We start from the raw sequence: 21,172 nt of genomic DNA on the forward strand, positions 1-21,172 counted from the left end.
TTATCCCTCAAACCTTCGCGACCATCGGACGGCCCAACAACCCCTGAGGGCGAAAAATCAGGATGACCACCAGCAAGCCAAACGAGAAGACATCTTTATAATCGGAGTTCACCAGCCCGGCGAATTGCGCTTCGGCAATGCCCAACAGTAAACCGCCGAGCATCGCACCGGGTAATGAGCCAATGCCGCCCAGCACCGCAGCGGTAAACGCTTTGATGCCAATAATAAATCCGGCATAGAAATCAAAGGTGCCGTAGTTCATGGTCACCAGTACCCCCGCCAGTCCGGCCATCGCCGCGCCCATCACAAACACCAGTGAAATCACCCGATCGGTATTGATGCCAAGAATCGAGGCCATTCGCCGGTCCTGCTGCGTCGCGCGGCAGATGCGCCCGAGGCGGGTAAACTGAATAATCCATGTCAGCAGCGCCATTCCGGCCAGCGCCGCCAGCAGAATAAATATTTTGGTCCAGGTGATTTGCACCACGCCGTCACCGACATCGAAGCGTAATACGCCGGTCAGCAACGTCGGGATCCCCTGCTGATTCGGTCCCTGACTGATCTGGACGTAATTCTGCAGGATAAGTGACATACCGATGGCTGAGATCAGCGGCGCCAGCCGCGTTGAATTCCGCAGCGGCCGATAGGCGATACGCTCAATCGTCCAGCCGTAAACACCGGTCACCACGATGGTGAAGATCAGCGTGCCAAAAATCAGCAGCGGAAAGGAGTGAATGCCAAAAAAGGAGAGCAGACCGAGGCCGATGGCGCAGAGGTAAGCGGAGATCATATAGACTTCGCCGTGAGCGAAGTTAATCATGCCGATAATGCCATAAACCATGGTGTAACCGATGGCGATCAGGCCATATACCGCGCCCAACGTCAGCCCGTTAATCAGCTGTTGCAGTAAGAATGCATCCATTGTGAACAGTCTCGCCTGTGATAAGGCAGCAGGGCGACAGGCCCCGACTGCCTTCGGTGTCGCGACGTCCCAACCCGGCGGCAGGACGGAGAGTCAGTACCGGTGCAACAGGGTTACAGCTGGTGATATTTGCCCTGATCATCCCATTGATAGACCACATAATCCGACACTTTCAGGTCGCCCTTGCCGTCCCAGGATTTCGGCCCCATCACGGTATCGACAGTATGGGATTTCAGCCATTCACTGGCTTTTTCATTGTCTTTGCCGGCGCCGTTATAGGCCGCGGCGATCGCCTGAATGGAGGCATAGGCATACAGGGTGTAGCCTTCCGGCTCAAATCCGCTGGCGCGGAATTTTTCAATCACCGATTTACCGGCAGGAATGGTGCGCGGGTCATTACCAAAAGTCATCAGCACCCCTTTGGTATACTGCGGGCCGCCGGCAGCGGTAACCATCTCGGCAGTGACCACACAGTCACCGGAGAAAAATTTCGCCTGCACACCCTGCTCACGCATCTGGCGCACCAGTGGGCCAGCTTCCGGATGGCAGCCGCCGAAATAGACCACATCCGGCTTCAGAGCGCCGATTTTGGTGACCAGCGCGTTAAAGTCTTTTTCACCGCGCGACAGGCCTTCATACAGCACCTCTTTGGTGCCGCGTTTTTCCAGCGCTGCTTTGGTCGCATCGGCCAGCCCCTGCCCGTAAGTATCTTTGTCATGGATAACCGCAATTTTTTTCGCTTTCAGCACATCCAGCATATAGTTCGCCGCCACCACACCCTGCTGATCGTCACGGCCACACATACGGAACATGCCTTTCATACCGCGTTCGGTAATTTTCGGGTTGGTCGATCCCGGGGTAATGGTCAGCACACCGGCTTCGTCATACACTTCCGATGCCGGCATGGTTGAGGAGGAGCAGAAGTGTCCAACGACGGCAGAGACTTTAGATTCATCCACCAGGCGGTTAGCCACCGCCACCGCCTGCTTGGGTTCGCAGGCGTCATCGCCCTGCACCAGCACGATTTTTTCGCCTTTAATACCGCCTGCGGCATTAATATCGGCGGCGGCTTGTGACGCCCCTTTCCAGTATTGGGCGCCATAGGTGGCATTAGGACCGGTTAATGGCCCGGCGATGCCAATTGTCACATCCGCATGCGCATACAGCGCGGTACTTAAACAACCAGCAATAGCCATCTGAAGCGGTAACTTAATCATTTTCAAAGACATTCGGATATTCCTCAGCACTGTTCAGAACCAGGCGCCAGCATCTGGCGCGGGAAAAATCACGGACTTCGTCAATACAAGGTGCTTTCAAGCGGGCCGCGAACGGCTTTTGTTGCTTCGGTTACTACGGTTAATTAAGAAGATAAGCAAAAACTCCGCCAGAAAGAGCAGAAACCGATAATTTCTTTCTGATATGCGACGCAACAGGCAGTAACCGGGGAGTTATCCGCCCGTGTTTTAACTAACAGGGTGTTAAGTAGCCATCATATGGCTGGCAGGGATGCGCGGTGTCCGGACCGTCCTGAATCTTAACTATAGTGGCATGAAACTCAGGCTGCGCACGCTGATGGTGCAAAAATGCGGCGAAGATCACCAGGGCGAGGCGTATTTCGCCCTGCTTCAGGCAAACAATAATAGAGTGGCCTACCCGCGACAGTAGTGTTGTTATTTGATTTCCTTGCTTGATTTACGTCCAATTTATCAGCCGTAAAAAGGCTAATTGCAGGAGGTCTGTTATGATCAGGAAAAAAGCCGTTGAAGAGTCTCAGACTACCGCACTTACCCCCGAGCAGTGTAAGAAAATTGCAGCAGATTCACGTAAAGCTGCTGCCCGTGGTAGCGAAAGATTAAAAAAGCACCTGGAAGCGATGAACGTTAAAATTGGCTGATTTTGTTATGGATAAATGCGATGAGCTTTGAGATATGTTTTAGTTCCGCCAAAGAATTAGCAGAAGATCCTGATTTTTAATCAACGCATCAGGAATTTATTCAATATAAAATTAACAGCGATAGATCTGAACACTCTCGTCCAACGAATAAAGTTCAGCAATCGCGGCCTTCGTTATCCTCACTTTTTTGGCAGAGACTGACAATTTATTGATCCTGCCTTAACTGAGAGCCGGGAAACACTAACCCATCTGCATGTTTATCAAAATACAGAAGATTGCATTGACTGGTTCGATGATTCCCTGTCCAGTGATGAGAAAAGAACTGAAGGCATCCTGCATCAATGGTACTGCACCAGCGACAGTTATCTTATTTATTCTTATTTTGTCCATAATACTAAACGTTATTATTATGTGATCGAATATATTATCGATGATACACATAGTTATCTTGATAATAAAGATGCTCGCAAATTATGGACTGATGCAGCATTGACATTCAGATTTTCGATCACAGGTAAATAAATAACCTCGCTGCCAGAGCAATAGTTAGCCAATGACGTTACCAATACAACATATATTTTAAAACCCCGATCAGATTTCCCTGAGCGGGGTTTTTACTTACCACTCGACTACACCTTTTTTTTAATAACGCCAGCGCCAGACTACAGCGAAAATCCTGCCCCTGATAATTATCGTCCGGCAGGCGCCGTTAATGCAGTTCAGGCCACCTCCTGTCGGCGCGCACGACTAAACTGATTTTCCGGTTCCGCCAGCCCGAGATTTTCACGCAGGGTCGCGCCTTCGTATTCACGGCGATAGATACCGCGCTGTTGCAGCAGCGGAATTACCTGGTCGACAAAATCCTCAAAAGCGTTTGGCGTACCGCCGCGTACGATAAAGCCATCAGCCGCCCCCTCCAGGAACCACTGCGCCAGACCATCCGCTACCTGCTGAGCAGTGCCAAGGAAACCGGGACGCGGCGTAGCGGCTTCCAGCGCCACTTCGCGCAGCGTCAGGTTGCGTTGACGGGCATCGCGTTTGATGGTATCGGTCGTGCTGCGGAAGCTGTTCTGGCCCAGTTCGCCAATATCCGGGAACGGCGCATCCAGCGGGTACTGACTGAAATCATGATGCTCAAAGTAACGTCCCAGATACTCCAGCGCCTTATCGATACTCACCAGTTGTGCGGTCTGCTGATAACGCTGCTCAGCGTCGGCTTCGTTATCGCCAATAATCACGCTGATGCCCTGAAAAATACGAATATCGTCGGCCTGACGTCCGCGATCCACCAGGCGGCGGCGCACATCTTCGCGGAAGGCGCGCGCCTGCGACAGGGTTTCATGGCGGGTGTAAATTGCATCGGCGACCTCGGTAGCAAAGGTTTTTCCGGCCTCCGATGCACCAGCCTGAAACACCACCGGTCGCCCCTGCGGTGAGCGCCCGACATTGAGCGGCCCCTGCACCGAGAAATATTTGCCTTGATGGTTCAGGGTATGCAACTTGTCAGCGGCGAAAAACTCACCGCTGGCTTTGTCGCGCACAAAAGCATCGCCTTCCCACGAATCCCACAGCCCGGTCACTACCTGCAAATATTCGCTGGCGACCCGGTAGCGTTCATCATGTTCCGGATGACTCTGGCGCGAGAAGTTTTTCGCCGAGCCTTCCAGCGGCGAGGTCACCACATTCCAGCCCGCACGCCCGCCGCTAAGATGATCGAGGCTGGCGAACTGACGCGCTACGGTAAAGGGTTCGCTGTAAGAGGTGGAGAGAGTGCCTACCAGCCCGATGTTTTGTGTCACCAGCGCCAGCGCCGACAACAGCGTGATCGGCTCAAAACGGTTAAGAAAATGCGGGATCGACTGCGGGGTAATAAACAGACCGTCGGCGAGAAACAGGAAATCAATTTTGCCCTGCTCAGCTTTTTTCGCCAGCTGCTGCACATACGCAATATTGATGCTGGCATCAGCCACCGCATCGGGGTGACGCCAGGCGGACATATTGCCGGAGACGCCCTGAATAATGGCGCCGAGGCGCAGCTGAGGTTGTGTCTGACTCATAATTCACTCCTTGCAGATAAAATGTCAGGCGACCTGCTGCGGCAGAACCGGCAGCGCCTGTAAAAGTTTTTGCGTCCAGGGGTGCTGCGGCGCAGTGAACACCTGACTGATATCGCCGCTCTCCACCACTTTGCCGTCCTGCATCACCAGCACCCGATCGGCCAGATGCTGAATCACACCCAGATCGTGTGAGATAAACAGCAGCGCCGTGCCGTGTTGTGCCTGCATATCGGCCAGCAGATCGAGAACCTGCGCCTGAACCGACACATCCAGCGCGCTGACCGGTTCATCAGCGACCAGCAGCGCCGGGCTGGGGGCGAAAGCGCGGGCAATCGCCACACGCTGGCGCTGTCCACCGGATAACTCACGCGGGTAGCGGGTTAAAAAACGATCGCCGAGCTGCACTTCATCCAGCAACTGGCGTACCCGCTGGCGGCGCGCATCACCAAAGATGCCGACGCTGTCGAGGCTCTCGCCGATAATTTTATCTACCGTGTAACGTGGATCAAACGAGCTGAAGGGATCCTGCGAAATCAGTTGCAGCCGGGCGCGGCGTGGTCGCCGCGCCGACTCCGTCAGGTTGTTCCATGGCTGACCATCCAGTAGCAGCACGCCGCTGTCCGGTTCGCTCAGTCCCATCACCACCCTGACCAGTGAGGTCTTGCCGCTGCCGGATTCTCCGACCACGCCAAGGGTTTCTCCGGCATGCAGGGTAAAGTGGATATTGTTCAGCACCTGACGTTCGCCATACGCCTTGTTCAGCGCTATCGCCTGCAACAGCGGTACTTCGCGCTGGATAACTTTGGCGGCTAACGGCATCGGTTCCGCGCTTGCCAGCCGTAAGCCGCGCGTCTGCGCAGTCGGCACAGCGCGTAGCAGACGCTGCGTCCAGGCGTGCTGCGGCGACTGCAATAGCTGCCGGGTTGGTCCCTGCTCCACCACTTCGCCATCACGCATTACCAGCACTCTGTCGGCCAGCTCCGCCACCACCGCCAGGTCGTGACTGATCAGCAACAGCGCATGGCCGTCGCGCTGGCGCTGCAGCAATAATTGCAGGATCTGGCGCTGGACGGTCATATCCAGCGCCGTAGTCGGTTCATCGGCAATCAGTAACCCCGGTCTGTTGGCCAGCGCGGTGGCAATCAGCGCGCGCTGGCGCTGGCCGCCGGAGAGCTGATGCGGATAGAGCGCCATCCGGCTCTCCGCATCGGCGATACCTGCCGCATGCAGCAACGCCAGGCTGCGTTCGCGTAATACTGCGGGCTGGCGGATGCCCGACGCAGAGAGCGCATCCGCCAGTTGCTGTTCGATGCGCCGCAACGGATCGAGGGAGATCAGCGCGTCCTGCAATACGTAGCCAATACTGCGACCGCGTAGCGTCCGCCACTGACGCTGATCCGCATTCAGCATCTCGCGCCCGTCAATCAGAAAGCTGTCGGCGCTGAGGGTGGCGTCATCCGGCTGTAAACCCAGCAGACTGCGGGCGGTCAGGGTCTTTCCACTGCCGGACTCCCCCACCAGCGCCACCGATTCGCCCGGCCAGATTTGCAAATCAATATTTTTCACCACCGTCACCGCGCCGAAGCGGATGGTGAGATGACGGATATCGATAAGTGGTTTACTCATGGTTGCCTCCCTTCAAAACGTGCCTGCCAGTAGCGCCCGAGAGTATTGACCGCCACCACCGTCAGAGTGATAAATACCCCTGGCCAGACGGCAATCCACCAGGCATTGCGCAGATAATTGCGCCCTTCGGCCAGCATCAGCCCCCACTCCGCAGTGGGCGGCTGTGGCCCCATCCCAAGGAAGCTTAACCCGGCAGTGCCAATAATCGCGGTGCCCAGTCCGAGCGTGGCCAGCGCGGGCACCTGCGCAATCGCATGCGGCAGCACATGGCGGCTAATCAGAGTGAATCGCCGCAAACCAAAGGTGCGTGCCTGTTCAACATAACCGGAAGAGAGCACCAGAAAGGTCTGGGCGCGCACGACCCGGGCAAAGCGCGGCACCGAAGCAACCCCCAGCGCAATAATCAGATTGCTGGTGCCGGGGCCGGTAAAAGCAATCAGCATCAGCGCCAGCAACAGATCGGGAAATGCGGAGATCACATCTACGGTACGGCTCAGCAGCTCATCCGCCACCCCTCTGGCCAGCGCCGCGAACAGACCCAGTAAGGTGCCGGCCACCACCGCCAGCGAGATCGCCGCCACACTGATTAACAGCGAGTAACGGCTGCCATAGATAATCCGGGTCAGCAGATCACGTCCTAACTGATCCGTACCCAGCCAGTGATGCAGTGAAGGCGGCAGCTGGGCATTGACCGGATCCGCCAGCAGCGGATCGTTTGCCGTCAGCCAGCCCGGCACGATCACCGCCAGCGCCACCAGTAGCAGAAAGCCCAGCGCTGGCCATAGCGGCCACGGCAGCGAGGGGCGCAGACGCAATGCTAAGCTGCTCATCGGCGCGCCTCCCCTGGCCCCTGCCGTAAACGCGGGTCAATCAGCAGGTAGAGAATATCCACCAGCGTGCTCATCAGCACATAGATCAGCGCCGAGAAGATCGCTACCGCCAGCACAACCGGCAGATCCTTTGCCAGCACCGCGTCGACCGTCAGCTTGCCCAGTCCAGGACGGCCAAACACCTGTTCAGTGATCACCGCGCCGCTCAGCAGGCCGCCAATTAGCCAGCCGGTCAGGGTCACCGCCGGTAGCGCTGCATGACGCAGGGCATGACGCAGACGGATACGGCGCTCACCTATCCCCCAGGCGCGCAGCGTCAGGGTAAAAGGCTCATCCAGTGCCTGTTCCAGCCCGCGTCGCAATACCTGCGCCACCACCGCCCCCTGCGCCAGCCCCAGCGACAGCGCGGGTAGTACCAGTGCCGACAGATGCCGATCCCCCGCCACCGGAAACCAGCGCAGTGTGAAGCTAAAAATCGCCAGCAGCACCAGTCCAAGCCAGAACGATGGCATGGAGGCCAGCAGCAGTTCAATGCCGTTAGCAATACGCCGTCCCCAGCGCCGGTGGGCAGTCGCCACCGCGACCCCAACGGCAAAGATCAGGCTAACCAGCAGCGCCGCCAGCGTCAGTTTCAGCGTCGGCCACAGCTGTGACAGCAGCAGCTGACTGACATCGGTATTGAGGATATAAGAGCGCCCCAGATCGCCATGCAGCAGCCGCCACAAATAGTGCAGATATTGCCACCACAGCGGCTGATCCAGCCCCCACTCGGCGCGGATCGCCGCTTCAATCTGCGGCGTGGCGATCTGCTCGCCAACCAGCAGGCTGACAATATCGCCGGGCGCCAGATGCACGCCGAGAAATGCCAGACTGATCGCCGCCCATAACACCAGCACGCCGCCCAGCAGGCGTTCAGCGATGCGTCGGGTTAATCTATTGCCGCCAAAAGGGGGCGTGCGACGCGACTGCGGTGCGGTAACTGTGCTCTCCAGACTCATAATTACCTCCGGCAAATTAGTGGTCACTGAGCCAGACGTCGTAGGCGTTTTCCGGCATCTGTTTGTAACTGCGGAAACCGACGCCATGCACATAGCTGGCGGCGGCAATCTGATCTTCCGGCTCGTACAGCGGCACCGCCACCGCCTGCTCAGGCAAGGCGTACTGCTGCAACTGACCGTAGAGACTGCGGCGTTTAGCAGTATCCAGCGTGCGCGAAGCCTCATCCAGCCAGTACTGAATTTGCGGACTATTAACGCGGCTGTAATTTATCGAGCCACCGGCATTCACCGGGCGATAGTGATTTTCGATATCAATGCCATCAGTTTCGGTATTGGAGTTAGCAATCGAACCAAACTGACCGCTTTTGCGCACTTCGGCATAGGTGCCGGAATCGACATAGCGGATATTCAGCTCCACGCCCAGACGCTGCCGCGCCTGCGCCTGGATGGCCTGTAACAGCACATCGCGCTGGTCGCGCACCGTGGCCTGCGCCTGGATAATCTCCACACTCAGACGTTTACCCGCTTTGGTGCGAAAACCGGCGCTATCACGTACCGTCCAGCCCGCCTCGTCGAGTAGCTGATTCGCTTTATCCGGCTGATTGCCATACTTCTGCTCCAGCCCCTTGTCATACAGCGGATCGACCGGCGACGTGATGCCCCACGCCCGCGTGCGCTCGCCGCGATAAACCGATTTCAGGATCGGATCGATATCCAGCCCCTGTAGCAACGCCTGGCGCACGTGCAATTCGCGCGTCGGGCCATAGTCAACATTCAGAAACAGCGAATAAGGGGTGCCAGTATTAAGTGCGTGCTGATAGGTGAAATCGTCGTTATCTTTGAACTCTGTGGCGTCGTTGCCGGAGATCCCTTCAATCACATCCACCTGGCCGGAGAGCAGCGCGCCACTGCGCACCGATGATTCCGGCAAGAAACGATAGATAACTTTATCGAGGTAAGCTGGCCCCTGATGCTTTGTTACCGCTGGCGCCCAGTTGTAATGCGGATTTTTCACGAAGGTCACCTGCTGACCTTTCTCATAACTTTCCAGAATAAACGGACCGGTGCCGGCAATCTCTTTGCCGCCCGCTTTCAGTTGCGTTGATCGCCAGCTGGCGGGAGAGAGCTGTTTCAGTGATGCCGCAAACGAGAGAAAGGGGGTGTAAGTCTGTTTAAGCCTGATCACCAGAGTAAAGTCATCGGGCGTCTCCACGCTGGCGATACGCGCCCCCATGGCGCACAGGCTGGATCCAGCGCAGTAAGCGGCATCCTGAGTATGCAGAAAGTTCTGTGCTACCGCCTGAGCGTTAAATTTTTCCCCGTTGGAAAAACTGACATCCTTGCGCAGCTTAAAGCTGAAAGTTTTGCCGTCATCGCTGACCTGATAACTTTCCGCCAGCCAGGGCACATAATCGCCATCGGCTTTACGCGCCAGCAATGATTCCCAGGCGACGCGTAAGATCAGTTCGGCCTTTGATTGTCCGTTCAGCTGCGGGTTAAAGGTATTGGGTTCAGTCTCAATGCCCCAGGTCAGCGTGCCGCCATTACGTGGTTGTTCGGCGGCAAACGAAAAATGGCTGATCCCCAGCGCGCAGGCAATAACCAGCGCAGATTGCAAATAATTGGCTTTCATATTGTCCTTAATTAATTTAATGGCGGAAGATCTTTTTTCAGATAGACCAGCTCTTCACCCAGTGGATTCACCTTATGGTAAAAACAGTGATAACCACGTTTCTGATAGAGCTGGGTCAGCCAGGGATGTTTAATTGCCGTTGCTAAATAGACTGCGGGGGCTTTAAGCTTTTCGGTTAATAAATTCTTTTCGGCCCAGGTTAATATCTGATCGCCAAATCCCTGACGTTTATATTCCGGCGCAACCGCAAACCAGTGAATAAAAGGCAGCGCCGGCAGTCCGGCGGGGTTGTCCCCTTGTGGCAGGCGGACGGTGACGGTAGCGATGGCTTCTCTCTGCTGACGCAACACCAGCACTGTCTCTTCGCGGATGGCTTTCTGCACCACATCAACAGAGGCGCGGGTAATGGTGAAGTTTACATTCAGATCCAGCAGTGCTGCATAAGCGCGTTGCAGCAGGTTATATATCTCTTCCGCATCTTGTGGTTTAGCAATCTGAATGGTGCTGTCCATTATTCGTATCCGTTTTATTGATCCGGATTAAATTATTAAAGCACTGTTATTCGATTGTAAAACGACAATAGCGAGAATCTTTTCCCTGATTGTGAAATAAGATGAAACGCTTTAACCGCTATACTCTTTTTGCGATAAGTATCGATTAATTTATTATAACGTTTTTTAAGCGGCGGGCGTAATAGCGCTCCGTTATCAACGGAGCGCTAAACACTATTCGGTTACGAACGCCAGCCCATTGCCGGGGCAATATGTTGCAGGATCGATTCAATCACATGCGCGTTATAGTCAACGCCCAGCTGATTCGGCACCGTTAACAGCAGGGTATCCGCCTCGGCAATCGCTTCATCCTGCTTCAGCTGTTTGATCAGCAGTTCCGGTTCGGCGGCATAGCTACGGCCAAAGATCGCCCGGGTTTTCTCGTCGAGATAGCCCACCTTATCCCCTTCCTCTCCGCCACGGCCAAAATAAGCCCGATCGCGATCGTCCATCAGTGCGAAGATGCTGCGGCTGACCGACACCCGTGGGGTACGCGTATGACCCGCCTCAGCCCATGCTGCACGGTAAGCGCGGATCTGCTGCGCCTGCTGCACATGGAATGCTTCACCGGTTTCGTCATCTTTCAGCGTCGAGCTTTGCAGATTCATGCCCAGCTTCGCCGCCCACACCGCAGTGGCATTTGAGCCAGCGCCCCACCAGATGCGATCGCGCAGCCCCGCCGAGAAAGGTTCGGTACGCAACAGTCCTGGCGGATTGGGAAACATTGGCTGCGGGTTAGGTCTGGCAAAGCCTTCGCCACGCAGCACCTCCAGCAGCGCCTCGGTATGACGTCGGCCCATATCGGCATCGGTCTCACCTTCAGCAGGCTGATAACCAAAATAACGCCAGCCGTCGATCACCTGCTCCGGCGAACCTCGGCTGATGCCCAGTTGCAGGCGGCCACCGGAAATCAGGTCGGCGGCGCTGGCGCTTTCGGCCATATACAGCGGATTTTCATAGCGCATATCGATAACGCCTGTACCAATTTCAATGCTACGGGTACGTGCGGCAACCGCAGCCAATAACGGGAAAGGGGAAGCCAGCTGACGGGCAAAATGATGCACGCGGAAATAGGCGCCATCGGCGCCCAGCTCTTCAGCTGCGACAGCAAGATCAATAGATTGCAACAGCGCGTCGGCGGCCGAACGGGTGCCTGATTGTGGTGAAGGCGTCCAGTGACCAAACGACAGAAATCCAATGTTCTTCATGGCGTATTTGCCCTTATATGCAGAAAAGTTTACTCAGCATGCCATTATTCCATCAGCAATAGTTAATCCTTTCCTGCGTATTAACCGCGCCGGTCATCACGGCAATAATTCGATGGCTATATTGCCAGCAAACACCCAATGCGAATACGTATCATTTATTTTACCATTGCGATTTGCAGTGCTAAGATGCGCCTTATCCAGCGCAGGTGGGGGGTTCACCTGCCCGCCCCGCAGCAACCGGACCAGCATGAACACACAGCGACCCGCACGGCAGGAACAGCATTTCTCTGTGGCGAACTTTCTTGATTATGGTCAACGCCACGGCATTGATTACCGTTTTCCGTCGCTGATGGATCCGGTTGCGCGCCCGGCGCAACATACTGTGGTGCAGGGTCATGTTGATGAAATTTTACTGCCGTCAGGCATCAGTGTGACCTGCTCGGATCTGCGCGTGCTGGAACCTTATGAAACCACCTCCGTCGGCAGCTCTCCGCTCTATATTCTGGTGATGGTTGAAGGCAGCGTAAATTTGTGGCTGAACGGCGAAGCGCAATATATGCAGCCCGGTATGGCGCTGGCCACCTGCATCGGTGAACAGCTGGTGCTGAATGCCCGTCATCAGCAGGATCAACATCTGGTGACCATCTCCCTCGGCATCCAGCCCGGGCGTTTTCATCCGCGCTCGGAAATCGCCACCCTGCTGACCGCCTGGCAGCAAAAAAATCCTGCGTCAGCCGTGTGGCGGATACCCGATCATCTGTTAACCGGGCTGCGTTGTGTGCTGCAACCCTGCGCGAACCCGGTGGCGCGTCAGCTGATGCTGGAGGGATTGCTGCTGCAACTGCTGGCGCAACAGCTGCTGGCGCCGTCGCTTCCTGACACTCACGTAATCCCGGACAACCAGATTATCCTGCCGCCAGGCGAGCGCAGCCGGCTGGAGCAGGTACGCCAGTTACTGTCAGATTCTCCCGAACATCCCCATACGCTGGATGCGCTGGCGCGTATCGCCGCCATGAGTCCCAGCAGCCTGCGCTGCAAATTCCGTCAGACCTATGGCGACTCGGTGTTTAACTATCTGCGCGATTGTCGGCTGGCGCTGGCGCGGCGTTATTTACAGCAAGGACACAGCGTGCAGCAGGCGGCATGGATGTCCGGCTACCAGCATGCCAGCAATTTCGCCACCGCCTTTCGCCGCCGCTACGGGGTTGCGCCCAGCGCGCTGCACTCCGCTTAACGCCCCCTCCCGCTCGATTAGCACCATTTTGTCATCTCTCATACATAACCCGTCATTGTGCATAGCTGCCCGCACGCGCTGAAAGATAATAATAGCCGCCAGGCACCTTATAAAAAAAACGCGAGAAACAGATTATGACCAGGCACAGTTACGCACATTTTTCCCTGCTGGCGCTCAGTATTGCCGCCGCACTTTCATCCCAGGCCCGGGCAGCAACGGAGCAGAAAACAGACAGCACGATGGTGGTTTCGGCACAGGGTGACGGCGGCGATAACAGTGTCGCGCCTTACACCAACAGCGCCACCAAATCCGCCGTGCCGGAAAGCCGCACCGCGCAAACCATCGATACCATTGGTAAGCAGGAGATCGAAAAACGCCACGCCACCTCACTGAATGAAGTGCTGCGTTATGATGCGGGCGTCTCCAGCGAAATGCGCGGCTCGACCACTTATATGAGCGAATATAAGATCCGCGGCTTCAGTGCAGAACATGAATACTATAACGGCCTGCAACTGCCGTATAACGTCAGCGGCAACACCAAAGCCAGTATTGATCCGATTCTGATTGAGCAGGTGGATGTGCTGAAAGGCCCCTCTTCCGTGCTGTACGGCAATGCATCACCCGGCGGCCTGGTCAATATTCAGGGCAAAACCCCGCAGAAGCAGCAGAGCACCGAAGTTGGTTTTAACAGCGGCAACCGCAATCTGCGCGAAGGCTACCTCGATTCCACCGGGCAGATTGCCGACAGTGACTGGAACTATCGTTTTATCGGCAAGGCCAGCGCCAGTGACGATCAGCCGGAAACCACCCAATATGAAAGCTATCTGCTGGCCCCGTCAGCGACCTGGCAGCCCTCTGAGCAGACCCGTCTGACCCTTGACGCCATTTATCAGAATCAGCCGAGCCTGACGCCTTCCAACCCATTGCCACTGGCTTATCTGCGCAGTGGTTATGCTTCCAGCCGCGACTATGCCGGTGACAGCTGGAACGGTTTCCAGCAGCGCCAGACCCTGCTGGGCTACAGCTTCGAGCATCAGTTCGACAGCGGCTGGGGCATTGTGCAGAAAGCGCGCTACGCCACCGTCGAGACTTATCAGCGCAGCATCTACTCCACCGGCACCAGCGGCAGCAATACCGAACTGTCGCGCTTTGGCTACACCACCGATGAAGATCTCGACAGCTTCAATATTGATAACCAGCTGAAAAAAACCGTCGGGCTGGGCGACTGGACGCACCATCTGTTAGCCGGATTTGACTACCAGCACCTGAATTCCAACTTTAAATATGATTATGGCACCGCCTATCCGGGAATTGATATGCTCAACCCGGACCATAATCAGTTGACCGATGACAATCTTGGCCTGTATACCGCGACAAAGCAGCGCCTGAGCTTTAATCAGGCGGGTTATTACTTACAGGATCAGCTGGTATTCGGTGGTCTGAACCTGGTCGCCAGCCTGCGCTATGATGATTACCGCTCCACCACCACTAATCAGCTGGATGGCGACAGTAAAAGCTGGGTCGATCAGCATCGGGTGACCAAACGTCTTGGAGCGCTGTATCAGTTCAGCAATGGCATCGCGCCGTATATCAGCTACGCCGAAGGCTTTATGCCGGTTTCGCCACAGGGCACGCTGACCGCCGATCAGGCCAAACCGACCACCAGCGAACAGCTGGAAGGCGGAGTGAAATATCTGCTGGCGAACTACGCCACCACCCTGACGGCATCGGTATTTAAAATCACGCAGAAAAATGTGCTGACCACCGATTACACTTACGACGCCAACAGCCAGCTGAACTACCGTCAGACCGGCGAAGTGGAGTCCAGAGGTTTTGAATTTACCGCCGTCAGCCGTCCGCTGGACAACCTGAACCTGCTGGCAAGTTATGCTTATACCCATGCGATTAATACCGAAGATGACCTCTACCAGGGACAGCGCGCGACCCAGGTGCCGGAAAACGCACTTAAGCTGTGGGCTGACTACACCTTTGATGACGGCATACTGAATGGATTGATGCTGGGCGGCGGTATGCGCTACCAGGGTAAAACCGCCATTACGCCGGACAACTCTGAGCCAGCGATGGGCGGCAATACGCAGTATGACTTAGCCGTGGCTTACGATATGGGCGTGCTTAGCCCGAGTCTGAAAGGATTAAGTCTGAAAGCCGGTGCGCAGAACGTGACCAATAAGTTCACCTATACCTGCTACAGCAGCAGCTACTGCTGGATTGGCCGCGACCGTACCTGGCAGGCGGGCTTGAGTTATCGTTTCTGATTTAACTGACGGGCGGCGTTATCGCCGCCTGCACTATCACTCCACCTTACCTTTCGGCAGCGCTGCAAAGAAATCCGCATGCGGCGGCTGACGCGTCTGGCGCAAAATTTCCTCCAGCATTTCCAGCGGTGCATCCGACCAGTCGGCACGCAAATCGACACTGGCGTACTCGCGATCATGCCAGATTTTTAATGCCGCCGATTTCAGCCCGCGACGATCGCCACCGGCAGCGGCCCCGGCCTGCATCGCCGCCAGCAGCCGGTCGGCAAAAGTCAGATCGTTCCGCGTCTGAAAACTGTTTAACATCTGGTTCAGGGTATTGATCCCGCTTAGCAGATTGCCGCCCACCGCACAGGTTGCACCCTGCTGGCTGGCGGCAAATTCACCGCACTGCTTACCGCTCCAGTGCGCAATATCGCCGTAACGATCAATGATCATCACCTGCCGTCGTGCGGCATCGGCATCAGTCGCCAGCAGCAGCTTCAACGTCTCACTGGCGCAAATGCCTTTACGCAACAACGCCAGGCCACGAATACCGTATAGCGGATTGGTCATCGCCTGAGTCGCTATCGCTCCACTGCTGGCGCTGCCATGCACCACCAGCGCACCCACCGCCGGACCCGCCGTGGCAGTGGCCACACCCAGCGCGCCGGTAACGGGATCACGCGCGACTATCGAAAAAGTCATCTCAGCTCCATCCGGGTCAGATTAAATTTATATGCATAAATTATTGCAATAATGTTTATTTATACGCATAAATAAACAGCAGGACAACGCTTATTCTTTCACCAGAAACTGATGAGGCCGCTATGCTGAGTGCGCGACAAAGAGATGTGTTAATCAGAAAAGCCCTGCCGCTCTGCCTGCTGCTCGGTATGGGTGGCATCGCCACCGTCGAGGCCGCCACGCCTGCAGATGCCCTGCTGATTGGCCAGGTGGCGGAGCCGCAATCGCTCGATCCGCAGGTGGCAACTGCGGCCAATGACTCGCGTATTCTGGTGAATGTCTATGATGGCCTGGTGCGTAATGGCGCAGGCAAGCTGGATATTGAACCGGCGCTGGCCACCAGCTGGCAGATTAGCCCGGATGGCCTCACTTATCGTTTCCAGCTGCGCGAGAACGTGCGCTTTCAGGATGGCACGCCGTTTAATGCCGATGCGGCAAAATTTACCTTCCAGCGCATGCTGGATCAGCAGAATCCCTGGCATAATACCGGCCCGTTCCCGCTGTCGTTCTTCTTCTCATCGATAAAATCGATCGACACCCCTGACGAACATACGCTGGTATTTCACCTCAAGGAGCCGTTTGCGCCGCTGCTCTCTAACCTCGCCACGCCAACCGGCCTGATCGTTTCACCTGCGGCGGTAAAAAAATATGGCAAGGATTTTGGCCGTCATCCGGTGGGCACTGGCGCGTTTCAGTTCGCTGAATGGCAGGCCAGCCAGCGTGTGGTGGTCACGGCAAACAGCGCTTACTGGGACGGTAAACCGGCGGTCAATACCGTGGTATTCCGCCCGATTACCGATGGCAATACGCGCGTGGCGGAGATGCTCTCCGGCGGGATCGATGCGATGGTGGAAGTACCGCCCGATACGGTGAAACTGTTTGCCAAAAAAAGCAAACGCTTCCGTCTGTATGAAACCACTGGCCCCCACGTCTGGTATGTGATGCTGAATACCCGGGTGCCGCCGTTTAATGATCTGCGGGTGCGCCAGGCGGTGAATTACGCGGTGAATAAGCAGTCGCTGGTGGATAATATTTTACAAGGCTCGGCTGGCGTGGCCGACGGCCCGATACCCGCCGCCTTTCACTGGGCCACCAGTCAGGAGGTTACCGCTTATCCTTACGATCCGGCCAAAGCCCGCCAGCTGCTGAAAGCTGCCGGTGCCGAAGGCGCGACGCTGACGTTTTACGTCACGGAAGGCGGCTCAGGGATGCTGGATCCGGTACCAATGGCCACCGCCATTCAGGCGGATTTAAAAGCGGTCGGGCTGAATGTCAATATCAAAACTTATGAGTGGAATACCTATCTGTCGAAGGTCAATGCCGGACTTGATAACCAGACTAATATGGCGGAAATGGCGTGGATGACCAACGATCCCGATACTCTGCCATTCCTCACCCTGCGCAGCGATGCCTGGCCGCAAAAAGGCGGCTTTAACTCCGGTTATTACAGCAATCCGCAGGTCGACAAGCTGCTGGAACAGGCGCGTCTCACCACCGACAACGCCGCGCGCGGCCAGTTGTATCGCCAGGTGCAGCAGCGGGTACATAACGATGCGCCGTGGATTTTTGTCGCCAGCTGGAAGCAGAATGCGGTGACCTCAACCCGCATCGGCCACTTTTCCCTGCAACCCAACTTCAATCTGTTACTCAACCGGGTGACGAAACAGTGATTATTAACGCGGAGCATGATTATGTGGAGTTACCTGCTGAAGAGGCTGTTATCAGTTATCCCGGTGTTTATCGGCCTGTCGCTGATTGTCTTTCTGATTATGGCGATGATCCCGGGCAATCCCGCCGAGGCGCTGCTGGGCGCCTGGGCCACCCCGGAAAATGTCGCGCGGATTAACCAGCAGCTGGGGCTGGATCAGCCGTTGTACCGCCAGTATCTGATCTGGGCGGGCAATATTCTGCACGGTGATTTCGGCCGCTCATATGTGCTGAACCGTCCGGTGCTGGATGAGGTGATGCAGCGTCTGAGCGCCACGCTGATACTGGGTGGCAGCGCCCTGCTGCTGAGCACCGTGCTGGGTCTGCTGGCCGGTACGCTGTCCGCGGTACGCCAGTTTGGCTGGGGCGATCGCCTGATCACCCTGCTGGTACTGCTTGGCATTTCACTGCCCTCCTTCTGGATTGGCCTGCTGATGATTATGCTGTTCGCCGTACAGCTGCAATGGTTCCCGGCCTCCGGTATGTATGCCATCTGGGGCGGCGGCGGCTGGCTGGACCTGCTGCATCACCTGGCGCTACCGGCAATCACGCTGGCGATTGTCGCCACCGGAGTGATTGCCCGCCTGACCCGCACCGCGATGCTGGAAGTGCTGCGGCAGGACTTTATTCGCACCGCACGGGCGAAAGGTCTGTCGGAACGCAAAGTGATTTACCGTCATGCCTTTCGTATGGCGCTGGTATCGGTGATCCCGGTGATCGGTATTCAGGCCGGATTTGTGCTGGGCGGCGCGGTATATATCGAGACGGTATTTCAGTGGCCCGGTCTCGGCGCGATGCTGGTAAAAGCGGTCTCGACCCGCGATCTGTTACTGGTGCAGGGCGGCGTGCTGGTCGCAGCGGCCGCTTATGTGCTGATCAACCTGTGCGCCGATATCCTTCAGGCCCTTCTCGACCCGAGGTTAAAATCATGAGCCAGACGCTGAACTCTCCGGTAACGCGCCATCGCCCGTCGCCGTGGTCGTTATTGCTTGCCAACCGGCTGGCGACGCTGGGGCTGATTATTCTGCTGACCGCGCTGATTGCCGCGTTATGCGCCCCGCTACTGCCGCTGGCCGATCCCGACGCCACCGATTTACTGCAACGACTGTTACCGCCGCTATCACCAGGCCATCTGTTAGGGACTGACCCGCTGGGGCGTGATGTGCTGTCACGGCTGATTTGGGGTACCCGCATCTCGCTGGCGGTCGGCATCAGCGCCACCCTGCTGGCGGCGTTGTTCGGTACGCTGATCGGTCTGATTGCCGGTTACGCCGGAGGCAAAACCGACAGCCTGCTGATGCGTCTGATCGATATGCTGATGGCGTTTCCCTATATTCTGCTGGCGCTGGTGATTGTTGCGGTGCTTGGTCCGGGCCTGCTGAATGCGCTGTACGCTATTGCGGTGGTGAATATTCCGTTCTTCGCACGCAATATTCGCGGTCTGACCGTGGGTTTGCGTCAGCGTGATTTTGTGCAGGCCGCCCGTCTGTCGGGGAAAAATCACCGCCAGATCCTGCTTAGCGAAGTGCTGCCGAATGTGCTGCCGGTCATTGTGGTCACCATGTCGACCACCGTCGGCTGGATGATTCTGGAAACTGCCGGGCTGTCGTTCCTTGGGCTTGGCGCCCAGCCTCCCGCCGCGGATCTCGGTTCAATGCTTGGTCAGGGACGCGCCCAGATGTTCAGCGCGCCACATGTCTCGCTGGTGCCGGGGATCATGATTTTCCTGCTGGTGATGAGCTTTAACCTGCTCGGCGACGGCATCCGCGATCTGCTCGATCCACGGCTGAAATCCGGCGTATTGCAGCGCGCCAGCGCGGTGACCCGCGTCAGCCGTAAAACCATACCGGCAGCCATTCAGGGCGATAATGCGCTGCTGGAGGTGGTCGATTTGCAGGTCAATTTCCGTTCCGGCATTAAAACGCAGGCGGCAGTAAAAGGCATCAGTTTTTATGTTAAAGCCGGCGAATGCCTCGGCCTGATTGGCGAAAGTGGATCCGGTAAAAGCGTGACCGCGCTGTCGGTGATGGGGCTGGTAGCCTCGCCGCCGGGAGAAATCAGCGGTGGCGCAATCTATGTCGCCGGTGAGGAGATGCTGTCGCTGTCGCAGCAGGCATTGCAACAGCGCCGTGGCGCGCGGGTGGCGTATATTTTTCAGGATCCGCTGACCACCCTGCATCCGCAAATAAGTATTGGCGCGCAGTTAATCGAAGCTATTCAGGCCCATCAGCCGCTGTCGAAAGGCGCGGCGCAGCAGAAAGCACTGGAATTGCTCGACAGTGTCGGTATTCAGGATGCCGCACAGCGCTTCCACGCGTATCCGCATCAGCTCTCTGGCGGTCAGCGTCAGCGCACCGGTATCGCCATGGCGCTGGCCAATGACCCGCAGATTATTATCGCTGATGAACCCACTACCGCACTCGATGTTACCGTGCAGGCGCGGATCCTTGAGTTACTGCAACAGCTGCGCCGTGAACGCGGGCTGACGCTGCTGTTTATTACCCACGATTTCGGCGTAATCGCGCAGATTTGCGACCGCGTGGCAGTGATGCGCCAGGGTGAAATTGTCGAAACCGGCGACACCACCACGGTACTCAATGCACCACAGCATCACTACACCCGGCGACTGATTGCCAGTGTGCCGAAGCTGGGCCACGGACGGGAGTTTCTGCAACAGGTGGCAAAACTCTATCCGCCACGCCAGCCGCAGCAGGAGACACTATGAGCTATGTGATTGAAGTCGATAACCTGTATAAAACCTTTGGCCGTAAGGCCAGCTGGCTCTCTCCGGCGCGTCATCAGGTGCAGGCGGTTAAAGGGGTATCATTGCAGCTGTCCGCCGGTGAAACCCTGGCGGTGGTCGGCGAAAGTGGATCGGGCAAAAGCACCCTGGCGCGGATGCTGGTCGGGCTGGAGACGCCCACCTCCGGCAGCATCAGACTGATGGGCGAAACCGTGCAGCGGCGTGACGCAAAAGCATTGGGTAAGCTGATTCAGTATGTGTTTCAGGATCCGGTGGCCTCACTTAATCCACGCAAAACCATCGCCGGGATTCTCGACGTACCGCTCAGCCATTTATGTGGCTATCGCGCAGCGCAACGTAAAAGCCGCATGCTGGAGCTGATGGAGGCGGTGCAGATGCCCGCCGATGCGCTGCTCGGTTATCCGCATGAGTTTTCCGGCGGCCAGGCCCAGCGGCTGGCTATCGCCCGTGCGCTGGCGGCGGAAGCGCGGATTCTGGTGCTCGACGAACCGGTCAGTGCGCTGGATGTCTCCGTGCAGGCGCAGGTACTGTTGCTGCTGGATCAGCTTAAGCAGCAATTTGCGCTGTCATATCTGTTTATCAGCCACGATCTGGCAGTAGTCGAATCCATCGCCGATCGGGTAGCAGTGATGTATCGCGGAGATTTGGTAGAATGTGCCGATAACGACGCCCTGTTTCGCGCGCCGCAACACAGTTACACCCAGAGTCTGCTGGCCAGTGCGCCGCGACTGTAAGGATAAAAAGTC

The 21,172-nt window shown here is 56.7% G+C and carries 17 protein-coding genes; 7 read left to right on the forward strand and 10 right to left on the reverse strand.

The annotated features are described in order from the left end of the window. Positions 1-7: 7 nt before the first annotated feature. A complete protein-coding gene (locus J2125_RS02970; protein ID WP_017800151.1) occupies positions 8-922 on the reverse strand; it encodes an ABC transporter permease subunit in 915 nt (304 codons plus the stop codon). Between the two features lie 113 nt (positions 923-1,035). After that, positions 1,036-2,151 carry a branched-chain amino acid ABC transporter substrate-binding protein gene (locus J2125_RS02975; protein ID WP_017800152.1) on the reverse strand — a complete coding sequence of 372 codons (1,116 nt, stop codon included), beginning with the start codon at positions 2,149-2,151 and terminating at the stop codon, positions 1,036-1,038. A 512-nt stretch (positions 2,152-2,663) separates the two neighbouring features. Between J2125_RS02975 and J2125_RS02980 the strand changes: the two genes are divergently transcribed. Further along, complete coding sequence (locus tag J2125_RS02980) at positions 2,664-2,816, forward strand: hypothetical protein (RefSeq protein ID WP_017800154.1); 153 nt, start codon at positions 2,664-2,666, stop codon at positions 2,814-2,816. Between the two features lie 719 nt (positions 2,817-3,535). Here J2125_RS02980 and J2125_RS02985 read toward each other — a convergent pair. The 7 genes from J2125_RS02985 to J2125_RS03015 all read right to left on the reverse strand — a co-directional run bounded on the left by J2125_RS02985 (position 3,536) and on the right by J2125_RS03015 (position 11,719). Then, positions 3,536-4,873, reverse strand: coding sequence for an LLM class flavin-dependent oxidoreductase (locus tag J2125_RS02985; RefSeq protein WP_017800156.1), 1,338 nt, complete (start codon positions 4,871-4,873; stop codon positions 3,536-3,538). A gap of 24 nt (positions 4,874-4,897) precedes the next feature. Further along, on the reverse strand, positions 4,898-6,499 hold the full coding sequence (locus J2125_RS02990; protein WP_017800157.1) for a dipeptide ABC transporter ATP-binding protein: 1,602 nt from the start codon (positions 6,497-6,499) through the stop codon (positions 4,898-4,900). Then, on the reverse strand, positions 6,496-7,329 hold the full coding sequence (locus J2125_RS02995; RefSeq protein ID WP_017800158.1) for an ABC transporter permease: 834 nt from the start codon (positions 7,327-7,329) through the stop codon (positions 6,496-6,498). The genes J2125_RS02990 and J2125_RS02995 overlap by 4 nt, the downstream gene beginning before the upstream one ends. After that, positions 7,326-8,327 (reverse strand): ABC transporter permease, encoded by a 1,002-nt coding sequence (locus J2125_RS03000; protein ID WP_017800159.1) that lies wholly within the window; start codon positions 8,325-8,327, stop codon positions 7,326-7,328. Before J2125_RS03000 ends, J2125_RS02995 begins: the two co-directional genes overlap by 4 nt. A gap of 16 nt (positions 8,328-8,343) precedes the next feature. Further along, positions 8,344-9,960: an ABC transporter substrate-binding protein gene (locus J2125_RS03005; RefSeq protein ID WP_017800160.1), complete on the reverse strand. Its 1,617-nt coding sequence runs from the start codon at positions 9,958-9,960 to the stop codon at positions 8,344-8,346. An 11-nt stretch (positions 9,961-9,971) separates the two neighbouring features. Continuing rightward, positions 9,972-10,472: a GNAT family N-acetyltransferase gene (locus tag J2125_RS03010; protein ID WP_017800161.1), complete on the reverse strand. Its 501-nt coding sequence runs from the start codon at positions 10,470-10,472 to the stop codon at positions 9,972-9,974. Positions 10,473-10,693: 221 nt separating this feature from the next. Next, positions 10,694-11,719 carry an LLM class flavin-dependent oxidoreductase gene (locus tag J2125_RS03015; protein ID WP_017800162.1) on the reverse strand — a complete coding sequence of 342 codons (1,026 nt, stop codon included), beginning with the start codon at positions 11,717-11,719 and terminating at the stop codon, positions 10,694-10,696. A 247-nt stretch (positions 11,720-11,966) separates the two neighbouring features. Here J2125_RS03015 and J2125_RS03020 point away from each other — a divergent pair, with 247 nt between their 5' ends. Both J2125_RS03020 and J2125_RS03025 read left to right on the forward strand, forming a co-directional pair. Beyond that, positions 11,967-12,953, forward strand: a complete 987-nt coding sequence (locus J2125_RS03020) for a helix-turn-helix transcriptional regulator (protein WP_040462338.1) — start codon at positions 11,967-11,969, stop codon at positions 12,951-12,953. Positions 12,954-13,087: 134 nt separating this feature from the next. Beyond that, positions 13,088-15,229 carry a TonB-dependent siderophore receptor gene (locus J2125_RS03025; protein ID WP_017800164.1) on the forward strand — a complete coding sequence of 714 codons (2,142 nt, stop codon included), beginning with the start codon at positions 13,088-13,090 and terminating at the stop codon, positions 15,227-15,229. Between the two features lie 36 nt (positions 15,230-15,265). On the opposite strand, the gene J2125_RS03030 is transcribed toward J2125_RS03025, so the two are convergent. Beyond that, complete coding sequence (locus tag J2125_RS03030) at positions 15,266-15,916, reverse strand: DUF1028 domain-containing protein (protein WP_017800165.1); 651 nt, start codon at positions 15,914-15,916, stop codon at positions 15,266-15,268. Between the two features lie 188 nt (positions 15,917-16,104). Between J2125_RS03030 and J2125_RS03035 the strand changes: the two genes are divergently transcribed. Genes J2125_RS03035 through J2125_RS03050 form a run of 4 tightly spaced genes read left to right on the forward strand, consistent with a single transcriptional unit; the run spans position 16,105 to position 21,160 of the window. Continuing rightward, positions 16,105-17,625: an ABC transporter substrate-binding protein gene (locus tag J2125_RS03035; protein WP_100229614.1), complete on the forward strand. Its 1,521-nt coding sequence runs from the start codon at positions 16,105-16,107 to the stop codon at positions 17,623-17,625. Between the two features lie 21 nt (positions 17,626-17,646). Further along, positions 17,647-18,594 (forward strand): ABC transporter permease, encoded by a 948-nt coding sequence (locus J2125_RS03040; RefSeq protein WP_017800167.1) that lies wholly within the window; start codon positions 17,647-17,649, stop codon positions 18,592-18,594. Continuing rightward, positions 18,591-20,387: a dipeptide/oligopeptide/nickel ABC transporter permease/ATP-binding protein gene (locus tag J2125_RS03045; RefSeq protein WP_017800168.1), complete on the forward strand. Its 1,797-nt coding sequence runs from the start codon at positions 18,591-18,593 to the stop codon at positions 20,385-20,387. Before J2125_RS03040 ends, J2125_RS03045 begins: the two co-directional genes overlap by 4 nt. Then, a complete protein-coding gene (locus tag J2125_RS03050; RefSeq protein ID WP_017800169.1) occupies positions 20,384-21,160 on the forward strand; it encodes an ATP-binding cassette domain-containing protein in 777 nt (258 codons plus the stop codon). Before J2125_RS03045 ends, J2125_RS03050 begins: the two co-directional genes overlap by 4 nt. Positions 21,161-21,172: the final 12 nt, after the last annotated feature.

This window comes from Winslowiella toletana (assembly GCF_017875465.1).
Lineage (GTDB): Bacteria > Pseudomonadota > Gammaproteobacteria > Enterobacterales > Enterobacteriaceae > Erwinia > Erwinia toletana.

What these genes read in the sequence shown, in the direction of transcription:
- J2125_RS03000 (WP_017800159.1), bottom strand. Translation starts at nt 8,327, where the DNA reads ATGAGTCTGGAGAGCACAGTTACCGCACCGCAGTCGCGTCGCACGCCC.
- J2125_RS03005 (WP_017800160.1), bottom strand. Translation starts at nt 9,960, where the DNA reads ATGAAAGCCAATTATTTGCAATCTGCGCTGGTTATTGCCTGCGCGCTG.
- J2125_RS02970 (WP_017800151.1), bottom strand. Translation starts at nt 922, where the DNA reads ATGGATGCATTCTTACTGCAACAGCTGATTAACGGGCTGACGTTGGGC.
- J2125_RS03030 (WP_017800165.1), bottom strand. Translation starts at nt 15,916, where the DNA reads ATGACTTTTTCGATAGTCGCGCGTGATCCCGTTACCGGCGCGCTGGGT.
- J2125_RS03040 (WP_017800167.1), top strand. Translation starts at nt 17,647, where the DNA reads ATGTGGAGTTACCTGCTGAAGAGGCTGTTATCAGTTATCCCGGTGTTT.
- J2125_RS02985 (WP_017800156.1), bottom strand. Translation starts at nt 4,873, where the DNA reads ATGAGTCAGACACAACCTCAGCTGCGCCTCGGCGCCATTATTCAGGGC.
- J2125_RS03020 (WP_040462338.1), top strand. Translation starts at nt 11,967, where the DNA reads ATGAACACACAGCGACCCGCACGGCAGGAACAGCATTTCTCTGTGGCG.
- J2125_RS02975 (WP_017800152.1), bottom strand. Translation starts at nt 2,151, where the DNA reads ATGTCTTTGAAAATGATTAAGTTACCGCTTCAGATGGCTATTGCTGGT.
- J2125_RS03045 (WP_017800168.1), top strand. Translation starts at nt 18,591, where the DNA reads ATGAGCCAGACGCTGAACTCTCCGGTAACGCGCCATCGCCCGTCGCCG.
- J2125_RS03010 (WP_017800161.1), bottom strand. Translation starts at nt 10,472, where the DNA reads ATGGACAGCACCATTCAGATTGCTAAACCACAAGATGCGGAAGAGATA.
- J2125_RS02990 (WP_017800157.1), bottom strand. Translation starts at nt 6,499, where the DNA reads ATGAGTAAACCACTTATCGATATCCGTCATCTCACCATCCGCTTCGGC.
- J2125_RS03050 (WP_017800169.1), top strand. Translation starts at nt 20,384, where the DNA reads ATGAGCTATGTGATTGAAGTCGATAACCTGTATAAAACCTTTGGCCGT.
- J2125_RS02995 (WP_017800158.1), bottom strand. Translation starts at nt 7,329, where the DNA reads ATGAGCAGCTTAGCATTGCGTCTGCGCCCCTCGCTGCCGTGGCCGCTA.
- J2125_RS03025 (WP_017800164.1), top strand. Translation starts at nt 13,088, where the DNA reads ATGACCAGGCACAGTTACGCACATTTTTCCCTGCTGGCGCTCAGTATT.
- J2125_RS03015 (WP_017800162.1), bottom strand. Translation starts at nt 11,719, where the DNA reads ATGAAGAACATTGGATTTCTGTCGTTTGGTCACTGGACGCCTTCACCA.
- J2125_RS02980 (WP_017800154.1), top strand. Translation starts at nt 2,664, where the DNA reads ATGATCAGGAAAAAAGCCGTTGAAGAGTCTCAGACTACCGCACTTACC.
- J2125_RS03035 (WP_100229614.1), top strand. Translation starts at nt 16,105, where the DNA reads ATGGGTGGCATCGCCACCGTCGAGGCCGCCACGCCTGCAGATGCCCTG.